20 protein-coding genes are annotated in these 19,534 nt (G+C 37.9%); 6 read left to right on the top strand and 14 right to left on the bottom strand.

The genetic code is table 11. The annotated features are described in order from the left end of the window. The first annotated feature begins 12 nt into the window (after positions 1 to 12). From tenA to thiE, 4 genes are read left to right on the top strand one after another with little or no spacing between them, the layout of a single operon-like run. The gene (gene tenA / locus D9782_RS07590) at positions 13 to 699 is read left to right on the top strand and encodes a thiaminase II (RefSeq protein ID WP_026682468.1); all 687 of its coding nucleotides are present in this window, start codon (positions 13 to 15) and stop codon (positions 697 to 699) included. Next, positions 699 to 1,505, top strand: a complete 807-nt coding sequence (thiD, locus tag D9782_RS07585) for a bifunctional hydroxymethylpyrimidine kinase/phosphomethylpyrimidine kinase (RefSeq protein WP_121604428.1) — start codon at positions 699 to 701, stop codon at positions 1,503 to 1,505. Before tenA ends, thiD begins: the two co-directional genes overlap by 1 nt. Then, the gene (gene thiM / locus D9782_RS07580) at positions 1,502 to 2,275 is read left to right on the top strand and encodes a hydroxyethylthiazole kinase (RefSeq protein WP_121604427.1); all 774 of its coding nucleotides are present in this window, start codon (positions 1,502 to 1,504) and stop codon (positions 2,273 to 2,275) included. The genes thiD and thiM overlap by 4 nt, the downstream gene beginning before the upstream one ends. 3 nt (positions 2,276 to 2,278) lie before the next feature. Then, a complete protein-coding gene (gene thiE / locus D9782_RS07575) occupies positions 2,279 to 2,896 on the top strand; it encodes a thiamine phosphate synthase (RefSeq protein ID WP_318279843.1) in 618 nt (205 codons plus the stop codon). Between the two features lie 341 nt (positions 2,897 to 3,237). Here the strand turns inward: thiE and D9782_RS22785 are convergent, their stop codons facing one another. From D9782_RS22785 to D9782_RS07550, 6 genes are all read right to left on the bottom strand, one after another. Then, on the bottom strand, positions 3,238 to 3,381 hold the full coding sequence (locus tag D9782_RS22785; RefSeq protein ID WP_161629286.1) for a hypothetical protein: 144 nt from the start codon (positions 3,379 to 3,381) through the stop codon (positions 3,238 to 3,240). Positions 3,382 to 3,625: 244 nt separating this feature from the next. Continuing rightward, a complete protein-coding gene (locus D9782_RS07570; protein WP_121604426.1) occupies positions 3,626 to 4,363 on the bottom strand; it encodes a MerR family transcriptional regulator in 738 nt (245 codons plus the stop codon). 269 nt (positions 4,364 to 4,632) lie between these two features. Beyond that, positions 4,633 to 5,271, bottom strand: a complete 639-nt coding sequence (locus tag D9782_RS07565; RefSeq protein ID WP_240455821.1) for a hypothetical protein — start codon at positions 5,269 to 5,271, stop codon at positions 4,633 to 4,635. Positions 5,272 to 5,284: 13 nt separating this feature from the next. Continuing rightward, positions 5,285 to 5,683, bottom strand: a complete 399-nt coding sequence (locus tag D9782_RS07560) for a permease prefix domain 1-containing protein (protein ID WP_121604425.1) — start codon at positions 5,681 to 5,683, stop codon at positions 5,285 to 5,287. Beyond that, positions 5,680 to 6,009, bottom strand: a complete 330-nt coding sequence (locus D9782_RS07555) for a PadR family transcriptional regulator (RefSeq protein ID WP_026682462.1) — start codon at positions 6,007 to 6,009, stop codon at positions 5,680 to 5,682. Before D9782_RS07555 ends, D9782_RS07560 begins: the two co-directional genes overlap by 4 nt. A gap of 401 nt (positions 6,010 to 6,410) precedes the next feature. After that, on the bottom strand, positions 6,411 to 7,841 hold the full coding sequence (locus tag D9782_RS07550) for an MDR family MFS transporter (protein WP_121605845.1): 1,431 nt from the start codon (positions 7,839 to 7,841) through the stop codon (positions 6,411 to 6,413). Between the two features lie 515 nt (positions 7,842 to 8,356). On the opposite strand from D9782_RS07550, the gene D9782_RS23310 reads away from it, so the two are divergent. Next, entirely contained in the window at positions 8,357 to 8,827 is a 471-nt protein-coding gene (locus D9782_RS23310; protein WP_026682460.1) for a hypothetical protein, read from the top strand. A 298-nt stretch (positions 8,828 to 9,125) separates the two neighbouring features. On the opposite strand, the gene D9782_RS07540 is transcribed toward D9782_RS23310, so the two are convergent. The 6 genes from D9782_RS07540 to D9782_RS07515 form a co-directional block, all read right to left on the bottom strand. Then, complete coding sequence (locus tag D9782_RS07540) at positions 9,126 to 9,827, bottom strand: LutC/YkgG family protein (RefSeq protein WP_026682459.1); 702 nt, start codon at positions 9,825 to 9,827, stop codon at positions 9,126 to 9,128. After that, positions 9,827 to 11,251: a LutB/LldF family L-lactate oxidation iron-sulfur protein gene (locus D9782_RS07535; RefSeq protein ID WP_121604424.1), complete on the bottom strand. Its 1,425-nt coding sequence runs from the start codon at positions 11,249 to 11,251 to the stop codon at positions 9,827 to 9,829. Before D9782_RS07535 ends, D9782_RS07540 begins: the two co-directional genes overlap by 1 nt. Further along, complete coding sequence (locus D9782_RS07530; RefSeq protein WP_026682457.1) at positions 11,248 to 11,985, bottom strand: (Fe-S)-binding protein; 738 nt, start codon at positions 11,983 to 11,985, stop codon at positions 11,248 to 11,250. The genes D9782_RS07535 and D9782_RS07530 overlap by 4 nt, the downstream gene beginning before the upstream one ends. Positions 11,986 to 12,028: 43 nt before the next feature. Further along, positions 12,029 to 12,742, bottom strand: coding sequence for a FadR/GntR family transcriptional regulator (locus D9782_RS07525; RefSeq protein WP_121604423.1), 714 nt, complete (start codon positions 12,740 to 12,742; stop codon positions 12,029 to 12,031). Positions 12,743 to 12,825: 83 nt separating this feature from the next. Next, positions 12,826 to 14,412: an L-lactate permease gene (locus D9782_RS07520; RefSeq protein ID WP_121604422.1), complete on the bottom strand. Its 1,587-nt coding sequence runs from the start codon at positions 14,410 to 14,412 to the stop codon at positions 12,826 to 12,828. A 229-nt stretch (positions 14,413 to 14,641) separates the two neighbouring features. Next, positions 14,642 to 15,736, bottom strand: coding sequence for a citrate synthase/methylcitrate synthase (locus D9782_RS07515; protein ID WP_026682454.1), 1,095 nt, complete (start codon positions 15,734 to 15,736; stop codon positions 14,642 to 14,644). 110 nt (positions 15,737 to 15,846) lie between these two features. Between D9782_RS07515 and D9782_RS07510 the strand changes: the two genes are divergently transcribed. Continuing rightward, positions 15,847 to 16,728, top strand: a complete 882-nt coding sequence (locus D9782_RS07510; RefSeq protein ID WP_026682453.1) for a LysR family transcriptional regulator — start codon at positions 15,847 to 15,849, stop codon at positions 16,726 to 16,728. A 130-nt stretch (positions 16,729 to 16,858) separates the two neighbouring features. On the opposite strand, the gene D9782_RS07505 is transcribed toward D9782_RS07510, so the two are convergent. Next, positions 16,859 to 18,406, bottom strand: a complete 1,548-nt coding sequence (locus D9782_RS07505; protein ID WP_026682452.1) for a BCCT family transporter — start codon at positions 18,404 to 18,406, stop codon at positions 16,859 to 16,861. Positions 18,407 to 18,665: 259 nt separating this feature from the next. Beyond that, positions 18,666 to 19,487 (bottom strand): squalene/phytoene synthase family protein, encoded by an 822-nt coding sequence (locus D9782_RS07500; RefSeq protein WP_026682451.1) that lies wholly within the window; start codon positions 19,485 to 19,487, stop codon positions 18,666 to 18,668. Positions 19,488 to 19,534 lie beyond the last annotated feature (47 nt).

Genomic DNA, 19,534 nt, shown 5'->3' with positions numbered 1-19,534 from the left:
AGGAGGCTAAATATGAATTTCACTGATCAATTAAGAGAAGAAAACAATGATATTTTCCAGCTTATTTTTAATCATCCCTTTGTTCAGGGGATAGGGACTGGCGAGATTTCTAAAGATGCGCTCGCACATTATATTAAAGCGGACTTTGAATACTTAAATGCCTTTATGCAAATTTATGGAATAGCGCTATCCAAATCAAAGAAACGTGATGATATTGCTTATTTCTTTGATCAAATAAATTTTATATTAAACGATGAAATCCACCCACATCATAACTTCTGCAATCATATCGGTGTGGACTATGCGTCCTTACAAGGACACCCTTTGCCACCTACTGCAGATCATTACATTAAACATATGATGTATCATGCACAAATGGGAACGTCTAGTGAGATACTAGGAGCTCTACTTCCATGCCCTTGGACATACTTAGAAATTGGTAGGGAATTAATGGAGCAGTATAATCCTAATAAAGATCACCCTTTTTACGATTGGATTAGTTTCTATGCAAGTGGTGATGTAGATAATACCACCTTTGAATTGAGAAAACGGTTGGATATACTTGCAGAAAATGCTGCCAAGGATGAAAAAGATCTCATTAGAGAAGCTTTTCGAAAAAGCTGCCAGCTGGAGCTTAAATTCTGGGAAATGGCCTACACATGTGAATCATGGCCAAACGCAGAAAAGGTGAACAGCTAATGGCTAGCATACCTTGCGCGCTGACTATTGCTGGAACAGATCCGAGTGGCGGTGCTGGCATACAGGCAGACCTAAAAACATTTCAAGAACTAACCGTATATGGAATGTCTGTAATCACCTCTGTTGTGGCACAAAATACAACCGGTGTGCAAAACGTACACCATCTACCTGTTACGATGATAAATGAGCAACTAAACTCAGTTATATCAGATATGCCTGTGCATAGCATAAAAACAGGTATGATTGCGAACAAAGATATGATGCAGGTTATTGCAGAGCACTTGTCCAAATCAGTTGTGAACTATGTCATGGACCCTGTCATGGTTGCAACTAGTGGCGATCCATTAATATCGGAAGATGCTCGATCGTTTCTCAAACAGCAGCTATTACCATTAGCGACTGTAGTTACTCCTAATATTCCTGAAGCACAGTATATTACAGGACAATCTATTGATAATACAAGTGATTTGCAAGAAGCGGCTTTCGAGATCGTCAAAAGCTTTGGAGCACGCGCAGCACTTGTTAAAGGTGGCCACCTGCAAGGTAAAGCCGTCGACTATTTATATGATGGGAATAAGCTTTACACGTTCGAAGCAGAGCGGTTTCAAACAAAGAATACACATGGTACAGGTTGTACGTATTCAGCGGCAATTACTGCTCATCTAAGTAAAGGTCTACCACTTTACGAAGCTGTAAAGCAGGCGAAACAGTATGTAACAGCTGCTATTCAATACTCCTTTTCACTTGGTGCCGGTAACGGACCTACAAATCATTGGGCGGTACGCAAAGAAAGGGTGGAACAATGACACAATCCATTATTCAAGCAGTTAGAGAACAAAAACCATTGATCCATAACTTAACCAATGAAGTAGTCATGAATTTTACAGCTAATGGTCTGTTAGCCTTTGGTGGAGCACCGATAATGGCAAAAGCAGAACAAGAGGCTAAAGAAATGGCTACCGCTGCGAATGGTGTACTTATTAATATTGGTACAACAACTTTAAACGAGCTATCAGCTATGAAACTAGCAGGAATAGCCGCAAATAAAAAAGGTATCCCTGTCGTACTTGACCCAGTTGGCGTAGCGGCTACAACCTTTCGCCAAGAAGCTGTAAAGCATTTGCTACACGAAGTACAGTTTACCGCAATCAAAGGTAATGCTGGCGAAATGGCACAGCTTGTGGAGATCCCTTGGAAAACAAAAGGTGTTGAGTCAATTGGGGACGGTAATCTAGAAGAAATTGTCGTTAAAGTTGCCAAAGCCTATCATACAACTGCTGTAGTTACTGGTGAGACGGATGTAATTTACAGTGAAGGGAAAATAATTCACAACACGACTGGTCATGTATGGCTAGAAAAAATTACTGGTGCAGGCTGCTTATTAGGAGCTATTCTAACTGCATGCTTAACAACTAATCATGCTCTAGAAGCTAAGGCATTGGCAGCAGTACAGTTTTATGGACTTGCTGCTGAACACGCGGCTTCTCAAGAATATGTGCTTGGTCCTGGAAGCTTCTTACCAGCATTTATAGACGCCCTTTCCAAAGACTTAGATCAATTGAAAGGAGTTAATTAATCTTTGCAGCTAAAGGATGCTCTAAGAAAATACTTTATTATGGGTAGTCAGAACTGCCATAACGATCCAAAGCATATTTTGGAACAAGCAGTAAAAGCTGGTATAACAGCATTTCAATTTAGAGAAAAAGGAAACGGGTCATTAACTGGTTATAAAAAATTTATTTTAGGAAAACAACTTCGGAATATCTGTCAAAACTATCGTATACCTTTCTTCGTTAACGATGACATAGAACTTGCTGAAATATTAGATGCAGATGGTATCCATGTTGGTCAGGATGATGTATCTGCTCTGGAATTACGTAGGCGTTTTCCAAATAAATGGGTCGGCCTTTCTGTATCAAATAAAACAGAATTAGTAAATAGTCCCATTTCCTCTGTTGACTATTTAGGAGTGGGGCCAATATTTTCTACTACAACAAAAGAGGATGCTAAATCAGCGATTGGACCGAATTGGATAAAAGATATCAAACAAGCTTATCCCTCCCTGCCAATTGTGGGTATAGGTGGTATCACTACAGACAATGCAGCTTCTGTTATCCAAGCGGGAGCGGATGGGGTTGCGATCATATCCGCTATAACCCTTGCAGAAGATATTAATAAAGCTGTTCTACAATTATAGTAGTAACAATCTATATTCAAAGAGTGCAGAAATAGCACACAAAACAATTAAAGCTGTGCCCAATAAAAAACAATCGGCACAGCTTTTTTTACGCTTGCTTTTTCGTCAATCCTGCGACTCTTTATACGAATAAAAGCAAAGCGCCCGATTAGAAACGTAGCGACTGGAGCGAGAGAAAGAATCATGGTGAGCTTCCGAGCCAATAATGACTTAGATTAGAGCGATTCGTGAAGTCGCATCGTTTCTGGTCGCTGAAGCTGGCCGCGGCTCAACACGCCCATATTTATCCACTTGAATAAAAAGAACCCGTAGCTCCAAGCTACAGGCTCATCAACATAAATCTATAGTTCATATCGCTTACAATGGTGTTTACTCCCCGCTTTACACCCATTCACACCGGAATCTGGTGACACTGCTGCCGATGCTGAAATAGACGAGAAAAGAAGCATGGTAAGAATGGAACTACCCAGCAATAACTTTTTCATTGTTTTATCACTACTCCTTTTATAATAATCTATCTACATTTTACTATACACTGTCACTCTCTAATTGTATATAAAAATCAGAATTTTGGTAATATAGTAGCAATCCTATTACATAAAGTAGCCTTTAGAACTACCATAACGACTGCAAGGGAATAAGCACATAGCTCTATAGATAATAAACTGTTCGTAAAAACTTCAGCATGATTAACCGAAAAGAGACTGAAGCATTCCTGCCTCCTTCTATTTATTGAAGATTATCAGCATAGGCAGTCATCGCATCTCGCATGAATACAGCTAAACCATTACCATATTGATCGATATTTTTTGTGAAACGTTCATCATCTACATATAGTTGGCCTAGTCCTTTAAAAGCTTCTAGTGAATACGTTCCTATACGATTTAAGAATTGATACCATTCAGCAATTCGTTCTTGAGCAATTTCAGAGGCAGGATCTTCATGACGAACTTCGGCTAATTTACGATAAATCGCATGGAACGTTTCCTCAAACTCTTTTTTTTCAGCTTTTGTGAAGCTATTAAGTTTTGCATTCGATTTATTAACTGCTTTATCCCCCCAACGCTCTCGCGCTTCCTGTTCATAAGGATTATGACTAAAGTCAAATCCGGCAAATTTTTCTTGATTACTCATTACAATCTCTCCTTTTTTATACTTTAATGTTTTATCAATCGTTCCAATCATTGTATTGATTCGCCTCCTTTTATCAAGCAGCATTTTGCGATGCATCTCTAAGGCCTCAGCTTGATTAAAAGAAGGGCTGTCAATAATTTCTTTAATTTTCTTCAAAGAAAAATCAAGTTCCTTAAAAAATAAAATCTGCTGCAAACGTTCTAGATCATTCTCTGAATAAATGCGATATCCTGATTCGGTTGTTTGTTCGGGAGTCAATAGCCCAATTTCATCATAATGATGTAGTGTGCGCACACTAATCCCAACCAAATCAGCTACTTCCTTTACTTTCATAGCTGTTAACCTCCCTGTAAACTTACTATAAAGTATAACGTAACGTTAGAGTCAATAGAAAAATTAATTAACAGCATATTTAAATTCTAAATACAGGTTACCAATCGCTATATCCAAACAAAAAGAACTGGAACAAAGAATTTCAGTAAAAAAAAGCAGAACTATCATTCGAAATGTTTTGGTAACATTCGAATCCATCCTGCTTTTCTAGTTCTAAACTATTTGTTGCTGTATTGAAGCACCATTCAGCGGCTGTTTACACGCTTGATTCATGATTCCGTATTCCGTTTATATACAAAAAAATACAGGCTTAATGGCCACCAAAGAATGGCGAAAATCGGATAAATGGCCCAAATGGTACCTGGTGAGTAAATAATATTTACCATTATAAAAAATAAACAAAGAAGTAATGACGCATGGAGTGAAAAAGTAAAATACGTACTTCTTCTCACATGATACACAGATAGCGGCCACCATAATACAGCAAAGGCGGGAAATATAACCCAAGGAGTATGCGGAGAGACTATTACGTTTAGTAAAAAATAATAAAGAATAGCAACGCCACTACCAACAACTGCAACTCGTAATGTCTTGGCTTTAGCCCCTAAGAACACAAGAATCGGCCAGTAAACCAACGGAATAACTGTATACGAAACCCATGGATACGTAGGAGTACTTCTTATGTTCTCAATGATGAGAAGAATTAATAGTAATGTACTAGTAATAATAGCAAATAACGTCTGTTTCTTCTGCTTATAGCAATACAACCCTAACGGGAAAACTAACATTACAACGGCTGGGTACATAAACCAAATATGTTCTACACTTGTTAACATATTTACAATAAATAGAAAAATAATTGTCATTACTGAGCCTGTAACTAAAAAAGCCAAATCAATTTTTTTCACATTGTGTTCCTCCTCACTTTTTACGCTTCCAAGAAAAGTACATTGTTAGCGGCCACCAAAGTACTACAAATGTTGGATATACAAACCAAATGATATCTGGTGTGTAGTAAAAGTTAATAAATACGAACAAGGAAATAATCAGAAGACTACTCCATATGGAATACCATAAATTAAGCTTAGGCAAATTCCTCTTCACAGGTTGTTTTGCGCTTAATTCTTGCTTTAAATCTTCAATATCCCCAAAATCAACAATAGCTTTATTTATCGCATCCTCCTCTGCCTTTCCTTGTTCCATCAAATCCCAGACCTTTTCTTCAAGGTTTTGGGTTATTTCTTGCATAACTGCGTTTTTTTGTTCACTTTCAGGAATGTTTTTAAATAATTCCTCAACATATCCAATAATTTCTTTCAATTTAATCCCTCCATAAATAAATCAATAATTTCCTTTGTTTCCTTCCATTCTTGAACAGTTTCTTTTAAATAAGCTTTTCCAAGAGTCGTTATGCGGTAATACTTTCGTTTTCCACCTCGGGAAACACTCCCAAAATAGGACTCAATTAGATCCTTTTTTTCCAGTCGCTGAAAAACTGCATATAAAGTAGCTTCCTTTATTTGAAATCTGTTATCTGTTCTGGAACTGATCTCTTTCGATATTTCATAGCCATAGCGATCCTCTTCACAGACTAAACGTAAAATTATCGATTCCAAGTGACCACGAATAATATCACTTCTTATCATTATCACACTTCCTTATTTTACAACTATTCTATCTGATAGAGTAATCATACGATAAATTACTCTATCTGTCAAAGTAATTTTTCAACCTCCTACATTAAAAAAAGACTGATAAAAAAATAAAGAAACAATAAAAAACGAACAATAATTAGTTGAAATTAATTATTGTTCGTTTTTTTGATTAGGATCATTCATTTAGTACCTAAAATAAGCGAGAGTCCGGCGGGAACAGCACGAGTCTGAAGATCCACGTGGTAATGTGTTTTTCTTTACCAAGTTAGCTGAGGCCATGCCTGCGGAAAGCGCGTATGTTTTCACGGTGCGGCGATGATACTCCTATTGATAACCAGATTATTCGTATTTTGAGTAAAGAAGTTGTGTTTTGTCCCAGCCTCGCTAATGATTTAATTCTCTTCAGGCTGTTCTAATTCTTGTTTATCCTGATCTCTTGGAACGGCACGGTATACTAGAAAAGCCAAGATAACGGCAATAATTGAAATAGCAAAAGCAATGAAATAGACTAGCTCTACTCCAGCTACCATTGCATCACTAATTGTACCTGGGTCATCTGGGTTTTTAGATTGACCTAAAAAATGATTTTGTCTTGCATTTAAAATGCTAATGAAGACAGAAACACCGATGGCACCTGCTACTGGCTGTAAGGTCGTCATTACTGAGGTACCATGCGGATATAATCGTTTTGGAAGTTGATTTAAACCGTTTGTTTCAGCAGGCATCATAATAGCTGATACCGTAAGCATCAATAGAATATACCCAATAATAATCATCCATGGTTCTGTATCAGCATGAAGTCTACTCATCATAAACATTGTTCCACTTAATACAATCGAAGCAGGTATCATTAATAATCTTGGACCGAATTTATCAAATAGATGCCCCATAACAGGTGACATAAGTCCATTCAGAATGCTTCCAGGTAAAAGTAATAAGCCAGCTGTAGCCGCTGATAATGCTAACGGGCCTTGCATGAACACAGGTAATATGATTTCTGACGAAAACATAGTCATCATAATGATTAGAAACATCAATATTCCATGTGTAAACATCGGATATTTAAAAACACGTAAATCCATGACTGGATCTTTTAATTTAAATTGTCTTAATGAGAAGAACGTGATTCCTATTACACCAAGGATAATAAATGTGTAGACATTAGGACTTAAAAAGCCAGCCTCTCCTTTTCCTGCTGAGCTAAATCCATAAACTAGTGAACCAAAACCAATTGTTGAATACACAAGTGATCGTACGTCAACTTTTGGTTTAGTAACTTCTGATACATTTACTAAATATCTATAAGCAAATGCAACAGAAAATAAAGCAAATGGAATGACACAAATAAATAAGAAACGCCATCCGAGATATTCTACGATGATCCCTGACAATGTTGGCCCTATTGCTGGCGCAAACATAATAACCAGACCGACAAGCCCCATCACCTTTCCACGTCTATGTGGAGGAAACACAAGTAAAAATACGTTGAAAATGACTGGCATTAATAAACCTGTACCAGCTGCTTGAATAAGCCTTCCCGTTAATAAGATCGGAAAGGTTGGTGCTAATGCACATATTGTTGTTCCCAACGTAAACACAAGCATTGTTCCTAGAAATAATTGCCGTGTTGAAAACCATTGTAATAATATAGCTGAGGCAGGAATAACGATTCCCATAACAAGCATAAATCCTGTAGCCATCCACTGAACGGTTGGTAAAGATACATGAAATTCCCCCATTAATGTGGTTAAAGCGATATTTAATAACGTTTCGTTTAGGATGGCAAAAAAAGCACCAATAATTAACGATAACATGATCGGCATAACCTTAAAATTAGGATCATCAGCTAAATATTCATAATTTGTACCGTTATTTTTATTCAATTTGAAGCTCCTTTCTAATAAATATCTCGCACTTTATCTAGCAACTATAGCAGGAGAGGCTTGACTAACCTGAAAATTACAAAAATTACCAACAAAAAAGAGAGAGAAGAATTCCCTCCCCATTTTCTTTATCGTTTTATTGAAACAGGTAGACCAATCCCGATAGATGCCACACAAATAGCATGTTATTTAGTTAAACAAGTAATTCGGAATTGATCATTCATCATTTCAGTAAAACCCCCGTTCATTAGATGAGTGTTCAAAGAACATTCACTATAAGTAAAATAATACTAACATGCAGCTTTGACATAAGCAAGGATTCAATAATTAATTTTTATTTATATTTGTGTAATAAACCTACATCGCTATCCGCCCATTATGGGAAATACGAATAGCAAATTAGACGATTGCCCCATATAGTGAAGGGAAAGATTTTTTAGAGGAGGAGATTTTTTATGTATCCTTATAACGATGAACACGCATATAACGATGACCAAAGAGTATTTAACCTACCTAATATAAGTGAAATAATCGGTCCTGTTTTTCCTGGTGGCGGACCTCCTGGACCACCCGGATTTCCTGGGGGGCCTGGCGGAGGACCTCCTGGACTGCCTGGATTCCCTGGGGGGCCTGGCGGAGGACCTCCTGGACCGCCCGGGTTCCCTGGAGGGCCTGGTCAAGCACCAACATCACCGCCCCCATCATTTGTGCCACAAAAAACACAGGCAAAGACCTTTGCAATTGATCCAGGCGGAATTCGCTTCTGCTTATACCGGTACACGTATATCTGGTTAAGACGAGATTCCTTTTGGTTTTATCCAACTTTTGTAGGTAGAAACTCTATAGCTGGCTTCCGATGGACTGGGTTTGGATGGGTATACTTTGGTATTGATCTAGACCGAATTGAATCATTCCAGTGCTTTTAACACAGTATAACTAAATTGACACTTTAAATTGTGTGGGGGGTTAGTTTATCCCCCACTGATTATTAGTAACACAAGGTTCTGACTTAAAGGCCTTTGAACAAACTAGACATTTACTGGAATTCGATCCCTCATTTACCAAATATCACTTTTTATTTATTACTGGAATTGGGTCTTACTACAGTTATATGTGGATAAATTAGCTCTTCTTTATTTAGCCTGTGTATAATTTAAAAATAAAAAACTTCCCAATAGCAAGTCATCTAGTTGACCATCTAAAGAGAAGTTTATTTGGATACTATCAATCAACAACGATATAGGTTGCCTTAATTGGACCATGAACACCCACAATTAAGTTCATCTCAATATCAGCACTATTACTAGGTCCAGAAACAAAACTTACACAAGAAGGCACGTCTTCTCCTTGTATAGTAGCTTCGTGAAGCCGTTTAGCAGCCTGAGTCATCCTTGGCACAATTGTATTTTTCGGTATTATAGCAATATATGTTTTCGGCAGCAGACTAATAGATCTCCCATTATTCTTATTATTTAATAAGGTTATAGTTGCAGACTCTGCCAATGTTATATCACTAAAAGAGATACCTACATCCGCCCGCTCCGCAATTCTTTGATTTTCTTCACCTATCGTATGATCCCATATATGAACATCTAGTTCTTGATTAAACTGTTCATATATCTCGTCCAAACCGTAAATTTTGTTGCGCTTATCATTTGAAGCTATAATCGATTTCCCTTCATAACGATTAATTGTCTCCTTTAACACATTAGCTAATTTATTCCGCTCTGTTTGAATAAAATCCGTATGAATGACGTTACATTGTTCCTGTAAAACAAGAATAAGGTCTTCCGTCGAATATCCGTTTAACACCTCATATTGTGGTTGAACGCTATAGGTTGGTCTTATCACTTCATCTGTTCGGCGAGGACGTCCAAGGTTATTAGCTAGATTATTTAAAAACTTATCTCGATTATGGATTGCCATTATGCCTCACCTTCTTTCTGACGATTACTCCACCAAGCGCGAAACGATTGTTTGGGGGGCGCTGGAAAATCTCTAACATTTGTCCATCCTTTTAATGGTCCAGGGCCATTTTCGATATTTTCATCTTTAGTCCAAGGCCGCAATGCTGTTCGAGCCATTTTCGTACTTAATTTATATGCTGCTGGATTAGATGCCCATTGGGCAAATCCCTTCATCATGACTTTTTCCGCTAATGGGGATTTCTTTTCCTTTTCCACTATAATTTGACGATGACGAATTAACTGCTCATGTAGCGGTATCTTGACTGGACAGGCCTCTGTACAAGCTGCGCAAAGCGACGACGCGTATGGCAATTCCTTGTGATTTTCATAACCATCCAGTAATGGTGTTAGTACAGCACCAATTGGACCAGGATAAATCGAATTGTATGCGTGTCCACCAACATGACGATAAACCGGACAAACGTTAATACATGCAGCACAACGAATACAGTGTAACGCCGATTGAAACTCGGTTCCTAATATTTTCGATCGTCCATTATCAACAATAACCAAATGATAGTCATCTGATCCATCAATTTCACCCTCAAGCCTAGCGCCGGTATATGAAGTGACATAACTAGTTAACTTCTGACCGACAGCAGCCCTTGTAAGTAAACTAACTAGTACCTCCATATCTTCCCATGTTGGGACGATTCGTTCCATTCCCATTACCGTAATTTGTGTATCGGGAAGGGCCGTTACCATTCGAGCATTACCTTCATTAGTTACTAGTGTGATAGCACCTGATTCTGCGATCGCAAAATTACAGCCTGTAATTCCTACATCTGCGGAAAGAAAATCCCTTCGCAGCTGTTCACGTGCGAAGGCTGCTAATTCTTCAGGTGAATCTGATTTATCATAACCACGTTTCTTTATAAAGGTTTCGCGAATTTGTTCTTTATTTTTATGCAATGCAGGTGTAACTATATGTGATGGTGGATCTTCGTCTAATTGCAGGATCCACTCTCCTAAATCTGACTCAACTACCTCTACCCCTATCTTGTCTAAGCTATGATTCAGACCAATCTCTTCAGTAACCATTGATTTCGACTTGACAACTTTTTTTGCTTTCTTCTTTTTCACCACATTTTCAATGTAGTCATTTGCTTCATCTGCTGTTTCTGCAAAAAATACATTTCCACCGCGTTTAGCCACTTGGTCACTTAACTGCTGCAAATAATAATCAATGTTTTCTAACGTATGTGTACGAATTTCCGAACCAAGCTGCCTCCATTCTTCCCAATTACCAAGCTCTTCTGCTTGTGACAACCGGCCTGATCGAAAACGTCCTTGGGCAGAAGAAACAGCTTGACGCATAAAATCATTTTCGATTCCCTTATTAATACGATCTTTATACGAAGCATCTCCAATTTTTATACTCATGCTATTCCTCCCCCTTGCTCATGCGTATTTAAAATTTCTGTAATATGAACTACTTTCACGTCCTTCCCCTCTCGCCGCATTCTTCCACCAATATTCATTAGACAACCCATATCTCCGCCGACTAGATATTCAGCTTTTGTTTCTGAAACATGCCGCGATTTCTCTTTTACCATTTCTCCAGAGATTTCAGGGTTTTTAACTGCGAATGTCCCACCAAAGCCACAACAGTCCTCTTTAACCGGTAGTTCAATAAACTCCACACCCTTAACGTTTTTTAAGAGTGTTTGCGGGGCATCCTTCGCTCCTAATAACCTCGTCATGTGGCAAGATGGATGGTAGGTAACTTTTCCTTTAAATGTTGAACCCAAGTCTGTTACACCTAAAACTTCTACCAAAAATTGAGTGATTTCATAGCTCTTGTGAGCTAGTTCAATGGCTGTTTGTTCCCATTCTGGATCTCCCTTAAAAATAGCAGGATATTCTTTAAGCATACCGACACAAGAACCTGACGGGCCTACAACATACTGCGAATCTTTGAATGCTCGCATCATTTGTTTCATTGATTTTTTTGCTTCTTGCAAATAGCCGCTATTATAAGCAGGCTGACCACAGCATGTCTGGGCGGCAGGGAAATCTACTTCACATCCCACTCTTTCTAGAATTTCTACCGTGTTTTTACCAACATCAGCAAAGATAATATCACTTACACAAGTAATGAATAATGATACTCTCATTATCTTTCACCTCTAACTATTTTCTCTATGACCGAGGCTATTCTTAATCCAAATCAAGATTTTTAAATAACAGTTTTTCGACCTTCTCTAAATGATCATACATATAATCTCTGGCTCTATCAGGCTGTCTGTTCTTTATTGCTTGATAAATTCGTTCATGCTCTGCTAATAATGCATCTGCTCGATCTTCCGAATAAAGCAGAAGACGACGTGCCTCACGAATTGTCTCGGACATCAATTCAGAAACACTTCCCATTAAGTTTATTAACAGATCCATGTGTGTAGCTTGTGCAATAGCTATATGAAAATCAGTATCAGCACTTTCTGCTAAGACATCATTTCCCTTTGCATTTCTCATCACATCTAATGCTTTTTGCATTTGGATTAGATCAGCTTCCTGATAACTGCTAGCAGCAAAACCTGCTGTACCTACTTCAAGAATCTTTCGGACCTGGTACAATTCTTTTACATCGTTTTGTTTCATTAAAAATGCAGTACTTACTGGTAAGGTAAATCGCTTAGGATCAAACGTTTTTACATATGTCCCCTCACCTTGATGCATCTCAACTAGACCCATTGACCGCAAACCGCTTAGTGCTTCACGTATCGCTGACCGCCCCACATCAAAATTTTTCGCTAGTTGTTCAACCGAGTCTAGCTTATCACCTGGCTTTAATTGACCACTTTTAATCATATCTATTAAAGAATCAGCTACTTGCTCGTAGATTTTCTTAGTTTTTATACGTTTATATTCCATGCTTTCAGCTCCTCATCATTTGAACCCATTTTACTGGATAGCTATGCTTTTGAAAAGCTGACCAAGCTAGATATAAGGTAATGTTAGAACAATTGAAGCATGATAAAACTAGCGGCACCCACTAGTAACCCATAGATGATTGCTGGTGCCAATGTTTTTCGTATTATTTCTCCTTCTTTCCCTGATAATCCAACAACAGCACTGGCTGCAACGACATTATGAACACAGATCATATTACCAGCTCCAGCTCCAATTACTTGCGCTGCAAGGACAGCGTTTACATCTAATCCAACCTGATTTGCTACATTGAATTGGATCGGAGAAAATGTAAGCGTTGAAACAGTTGCACTACCAGTAATAAACGCTCCGAGTTCACCTAAAAATGGTGCTACTAAAAACCAAATAGACCCAAGTGAACTCGCAAATGATTCTGCTATATATTGTGGCATGCTCACTAAATCATTTACATTTAAGCCAGAGTTTGTAAACACATGAACCATCGCAAGCGTCGTTATTAATGATATTGCTGTCGTTTTCATCGTTGATAAGGATTGCTTGGAAGCATCCATAAAGGTTCGAAGTTTATTACGATGAATAATAACAGATAGCATTGCCGCAATAGCTAGGATTGTCCCTGGCGAATACAAGAACTCCCAACTTGACTCAATTCCCGCTATTCCAAAAATAGTCGTCCACGAGAGATCAATCGCCGTTTGTGTAAATTCTGTTAGCCAAGGTACGATACGAGTTAGTAATAATAAAGCTACAACGATGATGTACGGAAACCATGCAGCAACTATACCCATTTCTGACTTCTTAGTAGAAGGTTCAAATCCTTCTTGTAACGCATCCTGCCATTTATTTTTCGGCAATAACCACCCTTTTTTAGCTGTTAAAGTAGCTACTATTAATGCGGTCAATGACGCTAAAATTGCTACAAATTCCTGCCCAAATGTTACAGCATATAATAAGGCAGATCCTGTATAGGTTATACCTATGAGCAATGTCCATGGCAACATAGGAAATGCATCCTTGAAACCTTTACCTTTTCCAAAAAATACAGTCATAATCACGATTAACATAAACGGGATAAAGGTTCCCGCAAATATATCAAGTGTTGTTATCTTTATTCCTATCTCTTGAAAGAAGGTAGAATTCGCGTTCGGGATATTACTTAACCCCACAGCTACAGGAGTTCCCACAGCACCAAATGCTACGGCAGAACTATCTGCAATTAAAGCTAAGGTTGCTGCTGCCAACGGCTGAAATCCTAATGCTATCATCAATGGCCCTGTTACCATCGCTGGAGTCCCAAATCCTGCTGCCCCTTCAATAAGAGATCCAAACAAAAAAGCCACGATAATAACCTGCACGCGCATATCCCCAGAGATGTTTTGAAAACCTTGATTAATCCGATCAACTGCCCCAGTATTTCGTAGTGTATTTAATAACACTAATGCACCAAATAAGATCCATAAGATCGTAAGCGTTTTATGTGTCCCCTGAAGGATAGAAGAAATAATAATCTTCCCTTCCATTCCCCATACAGAAATCGCAAACAATATAACGATGAGTGCACTCCATGTCATCCCTTTAGTAGCTGGAAATCGTAAAATAACAAGAAAAATAAACGGTGCAATGATTGCACTTAATGCAACTAGTAAATACATCAAACCCCTCTCTCCCAATAAAGCGATTACATTACACAACTAGTAATAAGGTCATCTGATGACCTTATTACTAGTTTACTTAATATTTGATAGGGATTCAATGTTTTTTTGTCACGATAACACGATTTTGCACTTTTAAAGCCTAGTCTTTCCCATTTAACGGGAAAAATTAGGCCTATGATCTTCTACCACCGCTTCTTTCATATTATTTTTATTGTAACCAAGAGTATTACTGTTTGATTGTTTCCCCAGTATAGTGAGATTGAGGTCTGAATAAGACGTTATTTTCTGATTGCTCTAGAATATGTGCCGTCCAACCAACGACTCGACTTGCGGTAAATGTTGGAGTAAATAAAGCAGGTGGCATATCAATAGCTTTCATAATAGCTGCTGCATAAAATTCGACGTTCGTATATAAAGATCGACCAGGCTTTAACTTATTTAATACACTAATCGCTGTTTCTTCGATATCAATAGCTAAGTCTAACCATTGATCTTCTCCTAACATTTGTAATAGAACTTTTTTCAGGGAAATAGCTCTAGGATCCTTCGTCTTATATACACGATGTCCAAACCCCATTAGTCGTTCGCCATTCATCACTTTTTCAGAAATTACTTTTATTGCGCTCTGGCTAGCTGCGATTTCATCTAATAAAGAAATCACTCCCATAGGAGCCCCTCCGTGTAATGGACCTTTCATTGTTCCAATAGCAGATGTTAAGCTAGATACCATATCAGATTCAGTCGATGCGGTTACTCTAGCTGAGAAAGTAGAGGCATTTAAACCATGCTCAAGTGTAAGTAACATGTAAGTTTCAAGTGCCTCGACATGCACTTTTGGAGGAACAGCTCCAGTTAACATAAAGAGGTAATATTCAACATGGTTAAGCTCTTTAGCTGCATTCTCATCAAAGCTCTTGTTTTCTAGTACACTCTTTCTGTATCCAATGATTGATGGCATCAGTGCTGTTAAGGTAATCGCTTGATCGATGGTAGGCTTCCAAGTCATGTTATTGTTACCCATGCTGGAAATCGTTGTTCGGATAACGCTCATCATGTCCATATTGACTGGAAGGGAGTGAATCATTTTTTTTACATAGGTTGGTAGTTTTCTATTGGACTTAAATTGCTCGGAAAGTTGATGTAATTGTTGTGAGTTAGGCAAGCTTCCATACCATAACAAATAAGCGGTTTCTTCAAATGTTTGCTTTTGAACAAGTTCTTTAACATCATATCCTCTATAAATAAGCTTCCCATTTTGCCCATCAATGTGACTAATAGCTGTTTCTATACAAGTAATCTCTTTTAAACCGTGATAAATCATTTTCTCAACTCCCTTTCTTTTCTTACTTTTATTGTATAAAATAAAATCAATCCAGAAAATTAATTATATTTAAATATAATGATTAATTTTATTAATCAAAGGGGGCAATTATGGAATTTTCTTGGATAAAAACGTTTGTCACCGTTGCAGAACAGCAGAACTTTCGGAAAGCTGCCGAAGTCCTGTATATTTCGCAGCCGTCTGTTACGGTTCATATTAAACAATTGGAAAAAGAGCTTGGTATTCTATTATTTAACCGAACAAATAAAAGGGTAAGTCTTACAGAAGAAGGTAGATGTTATTTAGAAACTGCTCGGAAGCTCCTTAAGGTTTATCAAGAAGGAGGTAAAAAGTTACATTCGATGGCACAAGGATATAAATCGACCTTTCGAATGGCGATCTCACCACTCATTGCTGATACGATTTTGCCGTATGTTCTAAAGCAGTATTTATTAAAGCATAGCAATATCGAGATTTCCGTTATCATATTAGAGTCTAGGGATATTGAGGAAGTAGTCATAAACGAGGAGGTCGATATTGGGCTTTCATGCATGCAAAGCTTTAACCCCCAATTAACAAATGAAATCATCTATGAAGATGAAGTTATTTTAGTGGCACCACATGATGGAATGGACCCTGAATTTGCTCCTCCAATCACGGAAGAAGAGCTATTTAACCAATATCATTTGCTTACGCACAATCACCCAGAGTATTGGGAGAAGCTGTTAAAAAGAATAACGTATATGCATCCATCAGCAAAAACGATGAAAGTTTCCCAAGTTCATATTACAAAAAGATTTATTGAAGAAGGTTTAGGAGTCTCTTTTATTCCCAGATCAACGGTAAGAAGAGAATTATTAGAAGGAAGATTACTTGAAGTGCAATCAGATTTAAGCACATCTCTAAAGGCGAATACGTATGCCATCGTAAAATATCAGCATACTTTAGAAAAAGAGTTTTTGCGTTTTCTAACCTATTATAGGTATATATAGGTTTGATGGTTGTGCATTGAAATAATTTTTAGGCATGGTTTACATCTAAACTCCATTATATTATATACGTTCATTATTATGATGAAACATCACCAAAAAGCCCTTGCCATGATGAGCAAGGACTTCTTTATTATTTATCAACTTTTTTACGCATCTCCCGCTGCCAAATCAACCCTTGTTCAAGCGCCATCGTTCGTGCAATTCGTGGTGCACTCCATAAAGGTGGAAGTAAAAGCAGTGATACTGGAACAGCAGTAATAACAATAGAGTTTTGGATAGAAGTAACACTATCCTCTCCAATCGTTAAGATTGCTATTGTAGTTGCACCAAATATAAGAGCCCAAAACACGCGTAGCCAGCGCTTAGGATGATCATTCCCTGTTATTGTAGCCGCAACGGTATAAGACATCGTATCAGCTGTTGTTGCTACAAATATAATGGATACGATAAGGAAACCAACCCCCATATACATTCCAAACGGCAACTGATCTGTAATAGCCATAACCGCTGCAGGCATACCGCCTTCATTCAAAGCATCTGAAATGGAGCCTGGAACTTTATTTTCGAAATAAACACCTGTTCCTCCAACAATCGAAAACCAAAAATTATTAACGATGGGCGCAACGATAGAAACAGCGATAATTAATTCACGAATGGTTCTTCCACGAGAAATTCTACTAATAAACACAATCAGCATTGGTGCATACCCAATAAACCAGCCCCAGAAGAATATGGTCCAAAAGGACAACCAGCCCTCATCCCCACGAAACATGGTCATTGAAAAGAAATTCTGTAAATGTAAGCCTGTTCCTCCAACAAAAGCATCTATAATAAACATAGTTGGTCCAATAACGAGTACGATTAATGCTAAGAATATGGTAAAACCAACATTATAGCGGCTTAATGTTAGAATTCCTCTATCTACTCCAGTTGCTGCGGAGATAGCTGCAACAAACACTAAAACAATGATTACTATGATGCTTACCGACAACGTATTCGGTATACCAAATAAGTGATTAAGACCGTAGGCAATTTGTAAGCCCAAAAACCCCAAAGGCCCTAATGTCCCTGCAACTGTTGCAAAAATAGAAAAAACATCAGCGGCAGAACCAATTAGGCTTTTTTGATATATCCGTTCTCCAAAAATCGGATATAATAATCCACGTGGCTTTAGCGGAAAACCTTTGCTGTAATGTACATACATCATAACGATTACAGCTAGTGTACCTAGAATCGCCCAAGCTAAAAATCCCCAGTGCATAAAGGATTGTGCAAAGGCCGCATACATATTATTAAATTCGCCACCACCGAATAAAGGTGGGGTTGTCATATAATGATACATTGGTTCTGATGCTGCCCAAAAAACACCACCACTTGCCAATAATGTAACCAGAATCATAGCTACCCATTTAAAATAGCTATATTTGGGCTCATCCTGTTTACCTAGTTTAACCTTCCCATACTTTGAAAAGGCAAGTGCTAAACCAATAAAGAAATTACCCAATAATAAAAGCTGCCAATAGGCACCAAATAGATCTGAAGAATACGTAAATAAAGTATTTACTGTATTTCCTACAGCATCTTTATTCCAAAGAGACAGCAGAATAAATAAAATTAATAATCCTCCACTAATGATAAATACCGGCCAATCCAATTTCGTGTTCTTTTTTGAATCCACGTTTTTCCTCCTAATATTATAGGAGCAAGTGCCTGTAATATTTTGCTTATCATTTGTCATTAAAGACCGTTGGATGGATAATAATTATTGCACGATATATGGAAGCAATAATCATGACAAAAACCCACCAGCTTGCTCAATTTTAAACACAGTTGTTGATTATAGGTTTCCACATGAAGTTTGTCAATTATTCATGAACTTGGTAGGTAATTTGCATAGCAAGACTCTTTGGTACATGCATTAAATTATATGAATGTGTTTATTGCTTCATAATCTCGTCAACCGTAGATTCAACCTCATCGCGAGTCATTTTTTCCTGCCCTTTTTCTAGCGCCTTTAATGTCTTATTAGCCAATGCTAAAGGAATCTTACAGAACAGGAGAATATGACGTGTCTTGATATCCTTTATGTACGTCTCTGCATGCCCTAGATTTTTCTTTGCATAAGTAAACATATCAGCACGACTCCAGCCATCGGGAATAAATTGCACACCACGCTGTGCATCTTCCTCTTGATTTCTAAGCATATTTACCGCCTGTAATCCTCTCCCATAGCCAATTGCCAAATCTTGATCCGTTTCTGTTTGATCGTACCAATACCATATGTCTGATAACATCACACCAACTAAACCCGCCACATAGTACGTATAATCATCTAGGTCATCTTTTGTTTTGATAATCCAATTCTTCTCAGTCCAGTCTGCCATACCAAGTGACATAATACTTGTTGACGTTTTTATTTTTGCAACAATATCTTCTGGGCATACTTTCAACCAGTCACCAAGCCGTAATGTAACCTCTGGGAGCACCGATTGATATGGACCGAGTAACTTAAGATAAGCTTCCTCGTCGAATCGATCTGCAGCCAATAACTTTCCAGTAGCTCGTAACAGATACTGTTTTGTTTCCGAATCTAATTGTTCATGGTCTTCTATTTCATCTACTGCTCTCATGCATAAGTATGCAGATCCGACCGTCTTTTTTAACACAGGTTTTAATAACGTAATTGGTATATAAAAGGTCCTGCTCGTTTCCTTAAGAGCACGCATGGCATCCTTTTGTAAATTTCCTTCTTTACGCAACAATGGTTCCTCCTTCAAGTCTATGAGGTAATAAAGTGAAACTTCAA

The organism is Virgibacillus sp. Bac332 (genome assembly GCF_003667785.1).
GTDB lineage: Bacteria > Bacillota > Bacilli > Bacillales > Amphibacillaceae > Virgibacillus > Virgibacillus salarius.
Note: the sequence above shows the minus strand (reverse complement) of the source record. Positions and strands in the feature narration are given on the sequence as shown.

Bases quoted from the DNA above. Each gene is read 5' to 3' on its own strand.
- D9782_RS07535 (WP_121604424.1), bottom strand. From the start codon at position 11,251: ATGAGTATAAAAATTGGAGATGCTTCGTATAAAGATCGTATTAATAAG.
- D9782_RS07515 (WP_026682454.1), bottom strand. From the start codon at position 15,736: ATGATTTATCACGGTTTAAAAGAGATTACTTGTATAGAAACAGCTATT.
- D9782_RS07525 (WP_121604423.1), bottom strand. From the start codon at position 12,742: ATGGAATATAAACGTATAAAAACTAAGAAAATCTACGAGCAAGTAGCT.
- D9782_RS22785 (WP_161629286.1), bottom strand. From the start codon at position 3,381: ATGAAAAAGTTATTGCTGGGTAGTTCCATTCTTACCATGCTTCTTTTC.
- D9782_RS07530 (WP_026682457.1), bottom strand. From the start codon at position 11,985: ATGAGAGTATCATTATTCATTACTTGTGTAAGTGATATTATCTTTGCT.
- thiD (WP_121604428.1), top strand. From the start codon at position 699: ATGGCTAGCATACCTTGCGCGCTGACTATTGCTGGAACAGATCCGAGT.
- D9782_RS07555 (WP_026682462.1), bottom strand. From the start codon at position 6,009: ATGATAAGAAGTGATATTATTCGTGGTCACTTGGAATCGATAATTTTA.
- D9782_RS07520 (WP_121604422.1), bottom strand. From the start codon at position 14,412: ATGTATTTACTAGTTGCATTAAGTGCAATCATTGCACCGTTTATTTTT.
- D9782_RS23310 (WP_026682460.1), top strand. From the start codon at position 8,357: ATGTATCCTTATAACGATGAACACGCATATAACGATGACCAAAGAGTA.
- tenA (WP_026682468.1), top strand. From the start codon at position 13: ATGAATTTCACTGATCAATTAAGAGAAGAAAACAATGATATTTTCCAG.
- D9782_RS07510 (WP_026682453.1), top strand. From the start codon at position 15,847: ATGGAATTTTCTTGGATAAAAACGTTTGTCACCGTTGCAGAACAGCAG.
- D9782_RS07540 (WP_026682459.1), bottom strand. From the start codon at position 9,827: ATGGCAATCCATAATCGAGATAAGTTTTTAAATAATCTAGCTAATAAC.
- D9782_RS07550 (WP_121605845.1), bottom strand. From the start codon at position 7,841: ATGCCGATCATGTTATCGTTAATTATTGGTGCTTTTTTTGCCATCCTA.
- D9782_RS07570 (WP_121604426.1), bottom strand. From the start codon at position 4,363: ATGAAAGTAAAGGAAGTAGCTGATTTGGTTGGGATTAGTGTGCGCACA.
- thiM (WP_121604427.1), top strand. From the start codon at position 1,502: ATGACACAATCCATTATTCAAGCAGTTAGAGAACAAAAACCATTGATC.